Origin of the sequence: Duncaniella freteri (assembly GCF_004766125.1) — a bacterium.
Taxonomy (GTDB): domain Bacteria; phylum Bacteroidota; class Bacteroidia; order Bacteroidales; family Muribaculaceae; genus Duncaniella; species Duncaniella freteri.
In genome coordinates, this window is the sequence record NZ_SJSA01000001.1 from 636,910 (window position 1) to 651,502 (window position 14,593).

The 14,593-nt window shown below is 48.8% G+C and carries 13 protein-coding genes; 2 read left to right on the forward strand and 11 right to left on the reverse strand.

Annotated features, from left to right (window positions below; all coding sequences use genetic code 11):
- Positions 1-8: 8 nt before the first annotated feature.
- Together EZ315_RS02775 and hemW are read left to right on the forward strand one after the other, a co-directional pair.
- Positions 9-2,951, forward strand: a complete 2,943-nt coding sequence (locus EZ315_RS02775) for a PD-(D/E)XK nuclease family protein (protein WP_135470420.1) — start codon at positions 9-11, stop codon at positions 2,949-2,951.
- Between the two features lie 35 nt (positions 2,952-2,986).
- Positions 2,987-4,081: a radical SAM family heme chaperone HemW gene (gene hemW, locus EZ315_RS02780; protein WP_170957441.1), complete on the forward strand. Its 1,095-nt coding sequence runs from the start codon at positions 2,987-2,989 to the stop codon at positions 4,079-4,081.
- 59 nt (positions 4,082-4,140) lie between these two features.
- Here the strand turns inward: hemW and EZ315_RS02785 are convergent, their stop codons facing one another.
- The 11 genes from EZ315_RS02785 to EZ315_RS02835 all read right to left on the reverse strand — a co-directional run bounded on the left by EZ315_RS02785 (position 4,141) and on the right by EZ315_RS02835 (position 14,548).
- Positions 4,141-5,577, reverse strand: coding sequence for an amidophosphoribosyltransferase (locus EZ315_RS02785; RefSeq protein WP_135470424.1), 1,437 nt, complete (start codon positions 5,575-5,577; stop codon positions 4,141-4,143).
- Between the two features lie 139 nt (positions 5,578-5,716).
- Positions 5,717-5,866: a DUF4295 domain-containing protein gene (locus EZ315_RS02790; RefSeq protein ID WP_135470426.1), complete on the reverse strand. Its 150-nt coding sequence runs from the start codon at positions 5,864-5,866 to the stop codon at positions 5,717-5,719.
- Positions 5,867-5,878: 12 nt separating this feature from the next.
- Positions 5,879-6,067, reverse strand: coding sequence for a 50S ribosomal protein L33 (gene rpmG, locus EZ315_RS02795; protein ID WP_135470428.1), 189 nt, complete (start codon positions 6,065-6,067; stop codon positions 5,879-5,881).
- 4 nt (positions 6,068-6,071) lie between these two features.
- Positions 6,072-6,332, reverse strand: coding sequence for a 50S ribosomal protein L28 (gene rpmB / locus EZ315_RS02800; protein ID WP_135470430.1), 261 nt, complete (start codon positions 6,330-6,332; stop codon positions 6,072-6,074).
- A 271-nt stretch (positions 6,333-6,603) separates the two neighbouring features.
- Positions 6,604-7,578, reverse strand: coding sequence for an ROK family protein (locus EZ315_RS02805; protein ID WP_135470432.1), 975 nt, complete (start codon positions 7,576-7,578; stop codon positions 6,604-6,606).
- A gap of 202 nt (positions 7,579-7,780) precedes the next feature.
- The gene (gene recG, locus EZ315_RS02810; protein ID WP_135470433.1) at positions 7,781-9,883 is read right to left on the reverse strand and encodes an ATP-dependent DNA helicase RecG; all 2,103 of its coding nucleotides are present in this window, start codon (positions 9,881-9,883) and stop codon (positions 7,781-7,783) included.
- On the reverse strand, positions 9,867-10,571 hold the full coding sequence (locus EZ315_RS02815; protein ID WP_135470435.1) for an IspD/TarI family cytidylyltransferase: 705 nt from the start codon (positions 10,569-10,571) through the stop codon (positions 9,867-9,869). The genes recG and EZ315_RS02815 overlap by 17 nt, the downstream gene beginning before the upstream one ends.
- A gap of 255 nt (positions 10,572-10,826) precedes the next feature.
- Positions 10,827-11,198, reverse strand: a complete 372-nt coding sequence (locus EZ315_RS02820; protein WP_135470437.1) for a hypothetical protein — start codon at positions 11,196-11,198, stop codon at positions 10,827-10,829.
- A gap of 645 nt (positions 11,199-11,843) precedes the next feature.
- Positions 11,844-12,656 (reverse strand): SDR family oxidoreductase, encoded by an 813-nt coding sequence (locus EZ315_RS02825; protein ID WP_135470438.1) that lies wholly within the window; start codon positions 12,654-12,656, stop codon positions 11,844-11,846.
- Positions 12,657-12,683: 27 nt separating this feature from the next.
- Positions 12,684-13,838, reverse strand: a complete 1,155-nt coding sequence (gene uxuA / locus EZ315_RS02830; protein ID WP_135470440.1) for a mannonate dehydratase — start codon at positions 13,836-13,838, stop codon at positions 12,684-12,686.
- Positions 13,839-13,879: 41 nt separating this feature from the next.
- Positions 13,880-14,548 (reverse strand): bifunctional 4-hydroxy-2-oxoglutarate aldolase/2-dehydro-3-deoxy-phosphogluconate aldolase, encoded by a 669-nt coding sequence (locus EZ315_RS02835; protein WP_135470442.1) that lies wholly within the window; start codon positions 14,546-14,548, stop codon positions 13,880-13,882.
- Positions 14,549-14,593 lie beyond the last annotated feature (45 nt).

The following is a 14,593-nucleotide window of genomic DNA, read 5'->3' on the forward strand; positions in this document are numbered from 1 at the left end:
AGGACACGATGACACCGTTCCTTCGACAAGTCGCCGAGGTATATCTCGCCAATGAGCGCGACGATATTATGGACTACTGCTTCGTGTTCCCCAACAAACGAAGCGGTATATTCTTCCGTCACTATCTCCGGCAACTCGCAAAAGGCTCACCTCTATGTATGCCTGACATTTCCACCATAGGAGAACTCACAGCCCGCATAGTGCCACTCGTGGAGGCTCCAAGGATGGAACAACTCTTCATTCTATACAACGAATACCGCAAGATAGGGGGTGAGGATATCGACTTTGACAGGTTTCTGTTCTGGGGAGAGATGATACTTAGTGACTTCAACGATGTGGACCAGTATCTCGTGGAACCGTCGAAACTGTTTGTCAACCTCCGACGCTACCGCGAAGTGAGTGCCAACTATCTTACCGACGAGCAGCGCGAAATACTGTCGAGATACTGGGGCGAGCAGTTTGAATCACCCTCTCCCGACCGATTTTGGGAACATCTGCACTACAATTCACCTACTGAGCTCGAACAGAAATTTCTGAAACTTTGGGAAGTGCTCGACCCTCTGTATCACCGGTTCACATCCACATTGCAAGATTCAGGCATGGGCACACAAGGGATGATCGCACGCCGGGCTGTGGAGAGCCTCAGAAAGTGCCGCACATCCGATCTGTCATGCCGTAGATACATATTCGTAGGGTTCAATGTTCTTACCCTCGCGGAACTGTCGATGTTCGAACTTCTTGACGCAAAGGGTGTGGCTGACTTCTATTGGGACAATGCATCTCCTGCCATGCGCGACAAAGGTAACGCAGCATCACGGTTCATAGACCGCAACACAGAGCGTTTCCGCTCTCGCTATGACATTGATACCATATACCCGCATACCGGAGTGGAATTCCCTGAGATACATCTGAAAGGCATACCCTCTTCTACAGGTCAAGCCAAGATGGCAGGCAAACTTCTGAACGACTGGATCACCGACGGCACAATATCCGACCCAGCCAATGCCATAAACACAGCTGTGGTACTTCCGGACGACTCACTGCTCATACCGATGATACATTCCGTACCGGAACAGATGTCGAATCTCAATGTCACCATGGGATTGCCTATGCGCACCACATCGTTCGCCTCGCTCATCAATTCACTGGTATCGATGCATCTGCGTGCCACAGAGACACGCGGCGAATGGTGCTATTTCTATGATGACATAAAGAATGTTGCCACTCACCCGCTGCTCGGGGCTATCGACCGGGAAGGATGCGATGCCATAATGCGCACCCTCATGCAGCAACGCATCTATATGCTTCCCGCATCCGAGGCTCAACGGCTGGCACCTGCTACAGCATATGTGTTCGCGCCAATCGACAATCCAAATTCCATCGACAGTGTATACAGTTACTTCCATACCCTGCTGACATCACTGAAAGAAGCCCTTGCCTCCCATGACAACGACCCAGAGAAATTCTTCGTAAGCTCATATCTCGACGCTCTCGACGAACTCAGGGGTGCAGCATTGAAATGGGGCATTGAAATGAAGGACTCCACATTCATACAGCTTCTACAGAAAGCCATATCGGGAGTGTCGGTGAGCTTCATAGGTGAACCTCTGCGCGGATTGCAGATCATGGGGGTACTCGAAACCCGCGCACTGGACTTCGACAACATCATTCTGCTGTCGATGAACGAGCGGATATTCCCTCGCAAACACTATTCCCGCTCGTTCATCCCCGACTCGCTGAGACGAAGCTACGGAATGGCAACCACCGATTTTCAGGAATCCATATATGCCTACTACTTCTACAGACTCATAAGCCGTGCCAGAAATGTAGCAATATACTATGACTCCCGCAACGGTGCGACATATTCGTGCGAGATGTCACGATACATCACCCAACTCATATACCTACATCCCGAATGTAAAATCAGCCATTCATCAGGCATATACGAATTCACTCCTCCCGAAAAACCGGTCATCGCCATAGAGCGCACCCCTGAAATCAAACAGAGACTCCTCGAATTCTGCATTCCAGGTGGCAGACCACTGTCAGCATCATCAATCAACGACTACATCAGCTGCCCACTCAGATTCTATCTTCAGCAGCTTGGAGGACTGAATGCCGACAATGAACTCACGGACTATATGGACTCTGCCACCTACGGCACAATAGTCCATGCTGTCGCCGAAAAGGTATATACAGGATGGCGCGGGGATGCCCAATCGATAAAGATAACCGATGATATGCTCGACGGCATAATAAAATCGAAAAGCACTCTCGACCGTCTTATCACCGAATGCATCAACAAGGAGTTCAACCGGCGAGGCGAAGGTGACACCACACCGCTGGTAGGTGAGGCAAGGGTGATGGGCAATCTCATCAAACATATCCTTGTGAGAATGTTTGAAGAAGAAAAGAAGTTCACACCATTTGACTTCATAGATGCCGAACACCGTATAGAGGGCACCATGAGACTCGCTGACGACCTGACCATCAATATCAAACAATATATCGACCGTGTGGACCGCGTGTATCCCTCCGGAGGATACGGCGACCCTGCGCGCGGATGCATCAGAATAGTCGACTACAAGACCGGAGGAGACAAGACGGAGTTCACAACACTCGACCACCTCTTCGACCCAACAATAAAGGACCGGAGGCATGCTCTGCTACAAGCATTCTTCTATGCCAGAGCCTATGCTGAGAAATTCAGATACGACGGACCTATACAGCCAATGATCTACAAGCTAAAGACACTCTATAGCGAAGGGCTGAAGCCTATTTCATTCAATAAGTCCCCATTGGAAGATTACCATGAGATTATTGATGAATACATGACGCGTTTTGAAGCCCTGATACGTGAAATCATATTGTCGGACAAGCCATTCAGCCAGGCAGAATGCGATGACACATGCTCTTTCTGCCGTTTCAAGACTCTGTGCCGCCGACAGTAGCCTGCAACACCCCATACCAACACCGTTTCCTTATCATGAAAGTCTACATCCACGTGCCGTTCTGCCATTCAAAGTGTGCTTACTGCGACTTCTATTCCACACCGCGAAACGAAATGATGGAGGCGTACACCGACACCGTTGGTAAAGAATGGACGTCGACAGGGGGCAATTCGGTACCTGACACAATATATATAGGAGGAGGCACTCCATCGAGCCTGCCATTGCCATTGCTTGACAGGCTGATAGCACACATTACCACAACACTGCCGCTGAGAGAATTCACAATAGAGGCAAACCCTGAAGATATCACCTCCGAATGGGCAGAACATATTGCCTGCCACACAGCTATTGACCGTGTGAGCATGGGGATACAGACATTTGATGAAGACTCGCTTAGATTTCTTGGCAGACGTCACACAGGAGCGCAAGCAGTCAAAGCGATAGAAACCCTCCGCAATGCCGGAATACGCAACCTGTCATGCGACCTCATATACGGACTGCCAGGTCAGACTCTCGAAGGATGGAAAAGCAATATTGACAAGCTTATCAGTCTGCATCCCGAGCATATATCAGCCTATCTGCTCAGTTTCGAGCCCAAGACACGATTGGGTGTAATGCTCCGGAAGGGAACTGTAGAGGAAGCTACCGACGAACTGGCAGAAAGAATGTATGCCTATCTGTGCGATGCCACCCGCGCCGAAGGATACTGCCATTATGAAATCTCCAACTTTGCACTTCCGGGGCACGAAGCCATCCATAATTCATCCTACTGGGACGGTTCCGATTACATCGGACTCGGGCCAGGAGCGCATTCAATGGTCAATGGCGTCAGATGGTCCAACCCCTCATCGCTAAAGGGGTATATTGACTCACAAGGGTCAGGGTTCAGGGTAATCGAAGATGAGGATGCCAAGAACAGGTTCAACGATGTTCTTATCACATCACTGCGCACATCAAGAGGCCTTGACCCTGACATGATTCCCGAAGAATTCCGAAAAGAGTTTGAACAAGTATCATCACGCCTCATACTATCAGGCAACCTTATATATACGCCTCAACAACGGCTCGTCATCCCTGAGGACAAATGGCTGACAAGCAACAATATACTCCTTGACCTAATAGTTGTATAAAAAATTAATGGAGCTATTTATCAATAGCCCCATTATCGTATTTTCATAAAAAATTTCTGCTACTCGTGGTCCTGACGGTAAGCCTCATCGGGATGATAGCTCGAACCATCGAAACAATGGGTGCAGACCGACTCCTTTGGCATACCGATACTGTCGATAAGAGCCTCTATCTTGGAGAACTGGAGGGTGGAAAGCTCCAATCGACGAGCAATCTCAGCTACAAGACGGTTATATTCAGGAGTGCCAGTAGTGGCATATGCCTTAAGATTCTTATCGGGATCGCCCTCGAAATCATTGATGATCTGGCGTGTGATAAGTTCCATATCGCTCTTTGAGGATGTGAATCCGATGAAAGGACATCCGTACACAAGCGGCGGGCAGGATATGCGGGCGTGCACTTCACGTGCTCCACATTCATAGAATGTGCGCACATTGTCACGAAGCTGAGTACCACGGACAATAGAGTCGTCACAGAACACAACACTCTTGTCATGAAGTATGGCACGGTTGGGGATTAGCTTCATTTTAGCCACAAGAGAGCGACGCGACTGGTTGCCAGGAGTGAAGCTGCGTGGCCATGTGGGAGTGTACTTGAGCACGGCGCGGCGATAAGGGATACCTCTCCCCTCGGCATATCCGAGAGCGTGACCTACACCTGAATCCGGAATTCCGCACACACAATCAGCCTCGGTAGGGTCCTCATGCCCCATCTGTCTGCCGGCTTCCTCTCGTACATCCTCTACATTGATACCCTCATAGTCACTGCCGGGGAACCCATAATAGACCCAAAGGAAAGAACATATCTGACAACGGGATGCAGGCTTCTGGAGCACTTCTATGCTTTCGGCGCGCAGACGCACTATCTCACCTGGACCCACATCACGAAGACGCTCGTAATCAAGATTCGGGAAAGCCGAAGTCTCGCTTGCCACCGCATATGCCCCCTCCTTGTGACCTATCACTATAGGTGTGCGGCCGAGATAGTCGCGAGCTGCGATAATACCGTCCTCCGTGAGAATAAGCATAGAGCAGGAACCCTTTATCTTACGATACACAAGGTTGATGCCATCGACAAAGGTCTCGCCCATATTAATCAGCAATGCCACAACCTCGGTCTGATTTATATTATTGGCTGACAGCTCGCTCAGATGCATACGCTGCTCAAGGAGCTCGGAAGCTATCTCACGAAGATTGTTGATTTTTGCGACCGTGACCACTGCGTAACGTCCCAGATGGGAGTTCACTATAATCGGCTGCGGATCGGTGTCGCTTATTACCCCGAGCCCTTGATTGCCTACAAAATGGTCGAGCTCGTCCTCAAATTTAGAGCGGAAATAGTCTCGTTCGAGACTGTGGATAGTACGGTTAAATCCCTTCTCAGGGTCAAATGTAACCATTCCGGCACGCTTTGTGCCAAGGTGAGAATGATAATCGGTGCCGTAGAACAAGTCATTGACACATGGCTCACGCGAAATCGCGCCGAAAAAGCCTCCCATAGTGTATAATGAATGATTGGTCGTTAATGATTTTTCCGGGTGCAAAGTTACAAAAAAATCCTCTATACACAACATTCCCGAATCTCAAAACAGAGGTCCGGGAATGATATATAGTGTAAAATAGAGCATTCAGCTCAGTTTACTTGAGTATGTCCTTTACAGCATCGTTAGGAACCATCTGTTCCTGGAATGTATAAGCACCGGTCTTTGCCGACTTAACGACCTTGATGACCTTGCTGTAGGTGCGGCCCTCACCTTTCTGGAGGGTTGCAACGACTTTCTTTGCCATGAATCAGTGAGATTATTTAATTTCCTTGTGTACGGTGACTCTCTTGAGGACGGGATTGTACTTCTTCAGCTCCAGACGCTCAGTTGTGTTCTTGCGGTTCTTGGTGGTAATATATCGTGAGGTACCGGGCATACCGCTTGCCTTGTGCTCGGTGCATTCGAGGATGACCTGAACGCGATTTCCTTTAGCTTTCTTTGCCATCTTCTTAAATGATGTCTAAGTATTTGACTTCGTTGATGTAACCCTTTACGGCTGCCTCTTTGATAGCTGCATCGAGGCCCTTCTTGTTGATGGTGCGTAGACCTGCGGCCGAGATGGTCAGTGTGATCCAAGCTTGCTCCTCAACCCAGAAGAATTTCTTGTTGAAGAGATTTACGTCAAACTTGCGCTTGGTGCGACGCTTTGAGTGCGACACATTGTTGCCCACCATTGCTTTCTTGCCGGTAATCTGACAAATTTTTGACATGGCTGTTGGTTTTTATCTCTTTGATTTATTGTTTATTATCGGGAAGCGTGGTCCACCATCTAATGCCTCATATCGCTGCACGGCGCATCATTTCCGTTCAGCTTTTACACAAGGTGCCACGAATTTCGACTGCAAAGTTAAGTACTTTTCAGCGTTTTACCAAATAATATTAGTCTTTATTGATTATTTCTTACACTATTTAACAAAGCTATGAGAGTGTGCAATGACTTCATACATTCACGGCACACTCTCGCTTTATCTCATTCAGATATCATGCCTGACCGGGAAGGGGCTTGGCTTCCCAACCGAGAGCACTGGCCCCGAGGACTGCTGCATCAGCCTCCTTCAGTTCGGACAGGAGCACCTTCACCTTGCCTTTGAACATGTTCATCATGTTCTTCTCCATAGATTCCTTCAGCGGACGCATGAGAAGATCACCCGATTTGGCAAGACCGCCGAACAGGATTATAGCCTCAGGCGAGGAGAACACAGTGAAATCGGCAAACGCCTCGCCAAGAATATTTCCGGTGTATTCGAATATCTCAGCGGCGAGCCTGTCACCGTTGACAGCCGCATCATAGACATCCTTTGACGTGATGGACTCCACAGGTATATTGCGTAGGGCTGACGGCTCATTGCGCACTTCAAGGAACTCACGCGCTGTACGTGCCACACCTGTAGCAGAACAGTATGCCTCCAGACATCCTGTGCGACCACAGCCACACAGGCGGCCGTTGTTGCGCTTCATGATTGTGTGACCGAGCTCCCCTGCAAAACCGTCGTGACCGTACACGAGTTGTCCGTTGATGACGATACCCGATCCTACACCTGTGCCGAGGGTGATCATAATGAAGTTCTTCATTCCACGGGCGGCACCATAGGTCATTTCACCTATGGCTGCGGCATTGGCATCATTGGTGATTGCTACAGGTATGCCGAACTTCTCGCTTACCATCTGTGCGAAAGGCAGAGGGGTAGGCCATGGGATGTTGACAAGTTTCTCGATCATTCCTGTATAATAGTTGGCATTAGGGGCACCTATACCGATACCGTGAATCTTCTCCACGGCATCATTTGCCTCCAGCAGACGCATGACATTCTCATAGAGTTCATCTATGTAGTCCTTCACATCTGCATGCTTGAGTGTCTTTATTGAAGAGCTTGCTATCACTACGCCTCGGGCGTCAACGATACCGAATACCGTGTTGGTACCGCCTATATCGATACCTAATACATAGGGTTTCATGGATTGAACTTTAGAAGATTTTAATTGTAAAAGCTATTGGATTTGAATAAAATAAGAGGTTTAATTCTTAACTTATCCACAAACTTACGTATTTTTTCTCAGAAAACATCCTATTTAACCGATTTTTAGAGGATGTTTAATAACATCTGTCACTATAAAGCATGCGACACGCTGTTCAAGACACTGATTATCAAGCTATACATTATGAAATCTTGGACCAGTCACGAATGCGTGAACCGAGGCGTGCAAGCTGACGCGCAAGCATCGCACCGGCAGGCGAGGCAAGTTCAGGATCGGCATCAAGTATGTCACACACCGCATCGCGAGCCATCTGTACAACCTGACCGTCAGTCGAAAGATTTGCTATGTGAAGATCGAAAGGTATGCCGCTCTGCATGGTGCCCTCTATGTCGCCTGGACCGCGCATCTGCATGTCAGCCTCCGCTATGGCAAACCCATCAGTGGTCGCAGTCATAAGTTCGAGACGCTTGCGTGTGTCACCTGAGATCTTCCGTTTTGTCATGAGGATGCAATAGCTCTGCCCCTCCCCTCGCCCTACACGCCCTCGCAACTGATGGAGCTGCGAGAGACCGAAACGCTCGGCATTCTCAATCAGCATAGTAGTGGCATTGGGCACATTCACCCCTACTTCAATCACCGTCGTGCTCACAAGTATCTGAGCCTCACCTGAAGCGAAGATACTCATCTGATAGTCCTTTTCCTCAGGCTTAAGTTTGCCGTGGACATATGCCACACGATAGTTGCGGTATATCTCGCAGATATTCTCATACCCTTCCTCAAGCGAACGCAAGTCGAGCTTCTCGTTCTCCTTTATAAGCGGATACACAATATAGACCTGCCTCCCCATCCTGAGCTGTCGCGCTATCCCCTGATATGTGGCGAGGCGGTTCTCATCATAGCGCAAGAGGGTCTGTACAGGCTTGCGTCCGGGCGGAAGCTCATCTATTACACTCACATCAAGATCTCCGTAGACCGTCATGGCGAGTGTGCGTGGTATAGGGGTTGCCGTCATCACGAGCACATGCGGAGAAATCACATTCTTGTTCCACAGACGCGCACGCTGAGCCACACCGAAGCGATGTTGCTCATCAATGACAATATATCCGAGATTGCGGAATCTGACACGGTCCTCGATCACTGCATGGGTGCCGATAAGAATATGGAGAGACCCATCAAGCAGCTGGGCATCGATCTCGTCACGCATTTTCTTTCTCGTAGAGCCTGTGAGCAGTTTCACATTCACCCCCATGGGAGCGACAAGTGCCTGAATGGTCTCGAAATGCTGGGTGGCAAGGATCTCGGTCGGAGCCATCAGACAAGCCTGATAACCGTTGTCAAGAGCTATGAGCATTGTGAGCAGTGCCACAAGGGTCTTGCCGCTACCCACATCCCCCTGCAAAAGCCGGTTCATCTGACGCCCTGTAGCCATATCGGAGCGTATCTCCTTTATAACCCTCTTCTGAGCACCTGTGAGCGGGAAAGGGAGAAACTGGCTATAAAAATTATTGAAGAACTGCCCGATACGAGGAAAACGGAAACCCTGGGTGGAGGATGAACGTCGGCGCGCATAACGCTGTATATCGAGCTGAAGATAGAACAGTTCCTCAAATTTCAATCTAAGCCTCGCCTTGTCAAGCATGGCGAGTGTGGGAGGGTTATGTATCGCGGAGAGAGCCGTACGCAGTTCAAGCAGGTTGTACCGTCTGATCACCTCTTGAGGAAGTGTCTCTGAGAGAGTGTGGATGCCTGATATTATTTCTGTGGCGGCATTTGCAAATGTGCGTGACGAGAAGCCGCGGTTGCGCAACTGCTCTGTGAGAGGATACACGCCGCGAAAACCACCCTGAGCCAATGGCGAATCAGGCAGCTCCACTTCTGGGTGCACCATATTGACACGACCGTTGAACAATGTCGGCTTGCCGAACACTATATAGTCCGTAGCGGTGCGGTAATGCTCCCGCAGCCATTTTATGCGCTGGAACCATATCACCTCCATAGTACCTGTGCCATCGGTGAAAAGCCCTACAAGCCTCTGTCTGGCCCCTTCCCCCTGCACGGTCATGGTGACGAATCTTCCCTTGAGCTGAACCGATGGCATATCATCCATAGCCGCCCCCTGCAACTCGGCAACCGTACGTATGGATGTGCGGTCGACATAATGGGTAGGAAAATGATACAGCATATCATAATAAGTCCGTATGCCGAGATTCTTGTCAAGAAGCTCGGCACGCTTGGGACCCATCCCACGCAAGAATTTTATGTCGGTATTACGCAGCCGGTCCATTCAGTTCTATTCGTGCGATATCACCGGGATTTGTCACTTTGATGTTTGAAGTATCACCGTCAACAAGAGCCAATGAGGTATAGCCGGCTGCCTCCATTACAGAAGCATCATCGGTGAACGATGGCATGATCTCCTGACGATATGCCTCGATCAGAGCATGTCCGTCAAAGAGCTGAGGTGTCTGAACGGCACGATAAATCGAACGGTCGACTGATACCGAAGAGCCATCTGGAAGAATCTGACGGATGGAATCGGTCACCGACACTACCGGAATCACCCCCGGGTGAGAGTCATCAAGAGCCGCAAGCAGACGCCTCATCATATCACCGGTCACCATAGGGCGCGCAGCATCATGAACCGTAACCCATCCCACAGTTTCAGGACACAACGTATCTACAGCATTCTTCACACTATGAGCACGTGAGGGACCTCCGGTCACAATATCATGAGGGAGAGTGAACCCATATTCGGCACACATCTCACGCCACCCCTCCACCATATCGGCACTAAGCACTACTATAATACGTGCATCGTGAGCTGAAGAGTGCAACCGTTCAAGGGTGGTCATAAGAAGAGGTCTGCCCCACAGGTCGCAGAACTGTTTGGGCATGTCGGCTCCATAACGGCTCCCGCTTCCGGCAGCAACCACAATATGCACATTCTCGGCTGATTCAGGATAATACTTCATTGGCTTATCTGATGGACATTCAATGCTTATCACAGGGATGCATCATGATTATGAAACAATAATTTTAACGCAAGCCCATGCGATTTACGTTACAAAATTAGCGAAAATTTCAGAGAGCACAATTTATAATTATCCCCAACCGATGACCGAGCAATAAAAAAAGCCTGTCGAAACCGATGATCGACAAGCTATGAGCAATAATATCAAGAACTAATATCAATACATATCTCTACAAAGGGCTATCTGTAGTGTATTTCACTTAGCACCTCTCATCAGAGTCTGTATATCAGGCAACTCAATAGAATCACCATTTGCTTTCATCTGGGCGATCAACTCATTCGTCTTATTTATTTCCCCAAGCTGGTAACGATAGTTTTCAGGACTTACACCTAATTCAGAGGCTTCATCCTCTGATATGTCAAGAACATACTTGTCCCCATCCAACTTCACATAATCAACCAACAGCAAAGCCGCATTTCGCTTAGATGCCAAATCCGCATCAGATTCAATACGCATATCAAGACTATCAACAGCCACTGAGGCTGATTCAGACTGTGACTCGACCTGCTGCTTACAGGCCACAACTGTCAACAGTACGACAAAACAAAAAAATACACGAAAATTCATGATATCAATGAGTTATTTATTATATGCTATTTCTCCATAATATTAAAATATGACAAATATAGCCACAAAACCTAATATTTACAACTCATTATCAACAACAGTTCGGTAATTTTTGAGCAGGCATAGCTGTATCGCACTGATACACAATAGTTTGCATTGATATTGAATTATTATTGCATCTTATTGATATTCAATTGAATATGCAAATTTTACCGAACTATTGATCAAGAAAAAACAACAGAAATTGTACACATTCAAAGGGAATACAGAAAAGCGGGGTCGCGAACTCGTCGCAACCCCGCTCCTCACGTTTCAACTATTTATTTATGAGAGCCTCAGTATCCAGTTTCACAACTCGGTAAAGAGGACGAGGGATGTTGTGCCTTATGTCTTTTATTTATGCTTCATCATTAAAACAAACTCTCCTGAGAAATAGCACAAAGATTTGCGCTAAAAGAGATTAAAAAACCATAACATAAGGGCTTAAATTAAGGATTGTATGTTAAAATCAAGGTTTTTTCAGTTCTCTTTCGGATTACAATAACTCTCCACTGAAAAATGACCAAGACCCCACTTAACTATAGGGGTCATACCTATAGCTAAATGGGGCTTTGGTCCTGTATTTACCGATGGTTGGGTATATCCCTACATCGCAAACGAGTTGAAACCGCCGTCGACCACCGCAACTGTGCCGGTGACGAAAGCAGAAGCATCGGAGATGAGATACTGAATAGTACCGCAAAGCTCCTCAGGCTCGCCAAAACGCTTGAATGGTGTCTGACGTATCACATCGGCTCCACGCTGGGTCAACGATCCGTCAGGATTGGTGAGAAGCGCACGGTTCTGGTTGGTGATGAAGAAACCCGGAGCGATGGCATTGACACGAATAGCGGAGGTAAATTTAGTGGCAACCTCATTTGCCATAAAGGCTGTGAAGTTGGATATACCGGCTTTGGCGGCGGCATAACCGCACACACGTGTCATGGGGCGGAAAGCCGCCATGGATGAGAAGTTGACTATCGAACCACGGCCAGCCTCGACCATCGGGCGAAGGAACACCTGGGTGGGGATGACTGTCCCTGTGAGGTTGAGGTCAAGAACCTTCTGGAAAGCCTCGGTCTTAAGATCGAAGAATGTCTGATCCGGAGCAATGACAGCTCCGCTCATATTACCACCTGCGGCATTGAGAAGAGCGTCCACCCTGCCATACTTAGCAAGAATCTCCCTGCAGTTGTCCTCTACAACCTTCTGGTCCATAACGTCGGTGACGAGAAACATTGCCTCGCCCCCTTTGGCGGTGATGCCGGCAACTATTTCATCGCCTTCATCCTTGCGACGGCCCATAAGCACAACTTTTGCGCCCTGGGTGGCAAGATACTCACCTATGCAACGACCGAGCACACCGGTTCCGCCGGTGATCACTACTACCTGGTCTTTTACTGAAAAGATTTCGTTCATGTTAATTCTATTACTTTCTTCCTGATCTTAATTTCGGCATGCAGCCATCACTCCATCAATCTGACCGAGAGCAAGCATACGTCCGTGGAATGAGTATCCGGCATTGTACCCGCGGTCAGCGTCGCCAAGCATGAGCTCAGCATGATCGACGCGCATAGGCACTCCAGGACGCTCCTTTTCAAAAATACGCACCACTTCAATCAGCCTCGGATCAAGATGTGACGACTCCTTGAAATCTCCGCCCGGAAGGGTCTTGCAGATACGGATATGAGCGAAATGTGTGTTCTTGGCATATTTCCTGGCAAGCTCCACAACGTCATTATGGGCTCCCGCGCTCAACGATCCGGCACAGAATGTAAGTCCGTTGTGAGGGTCAGGCACTGCATTAAGGAACGCTTCGATATCGGCATCACAGGTGACAATACGCGGAAGTCCGAGAATCGGACGAGGGGGATCGTCAGGATGCACACACATATTGATGTCATATTCACGGCACACCGGCATGATGGCGTTAAGGAAATAAGCCATATTTGCACGCAGCTGAGCGGCATCGATTCCGTCGTAAAGCTTTAGGAGCTCACGGAACTTCTGCACAGGATCAAGGTCCGCTTCCGAAATATTTCCGTTGACAAATCCCTGAGTCTTGACAATAATGTTCTCCACAAGACGCTTCTCCCCTTCAGGAGTCATAGTCTCACGTATCTCGGCTACACGTCCGAGTGTAGCTGCATCGTAGTCAGCCTCGGCACCCTCACGCTTAAGGATGTGGATGTCGAAATAAGCGAATTCACCAAGATTGAAGTAAAGATTGGTGGTTCCGTTGGGATTGGGATAGTCAAGATCAGTGCGCGCCCAGTCAAGAACTGGCATAAAATTGTAGCACACGGTCTTTACGCCAGCCTTTCCGAGATTGGCAAGGCTGACTTTGTACTTCTCAATAAGCTCATCACGGTCAGGTCCGGCATACTTGATGGACTCGGATACCGGAAGACTCTCCACCACGCTCCATCTCAGACCATGGTCCTCGATGTAGCTCTTCATTTTCTCGACCTCTTCCAGAGTCCATATCTCTCCGTTAGGGATATGATGGAGTGCGGTCACTATACCCTCAACGCCAATCTGACGCAGCATATCAAGGGTGATCTTGTCGTTGGGTCCAAACCAACGCCATGTTTTTTCCATAGATAAGTTTATGTGGTTCTTATAATTCCTGTCCGAAACGATCACTTGCGTGCATCAGCAACATAGCCGAGAGCCTCACGGCACTTGTCAGTGACATACTGCCAGTCCTGAGCCGCAACCTTGTCGCCGGGGAAGAGCTTGGAGCCCATGCCCACGCAGAACACACCTGCCTTGATCCATCCTTCGATATTCTCTTTGGTAGGCTCGACACCACCTGTCACCATAAGCTTGGTCCAGGGCATGGGTGCCATAAGACCCTTGACAAATTTCGGTCCGAGAACATCGCCGGGGAAACATTTGCAAAGATCACAACCGGTTTCCTGTGCCGCACCCACCTCGCTCACTGTTCCACAGCCTGGAGTATATGGGACAAGACGGCGGTTGCACACACGTGACACCTCCGGATTGAACAATGGACCCACAATGAAGCAAGCCCCAAGCTGTATATAAAGAGCGGCAGTGGCGGGATCCACTACAGAGCCTACGCCCATAGCCATATCAGGACATTCCTTAGCGGCAAATTTCACTACCTCAGCAAATACCTCATGAGCGAAGTCGCCACGGTTGGTGAACTCAAAAGCGCGGATGCCACCTTCGTAACAAGCTTTAACTACCTGCTTTGCGACTTCAGCATCCTTATGATAAAACACGGGTACTACACCGGTGGCTCCCATCTTGGCGAGCACGGCTACTTTGTCAAACTTTGCCATTTTATTATAGATTAATTAAGTTTTTAATGGTAGGGACGAACGGTT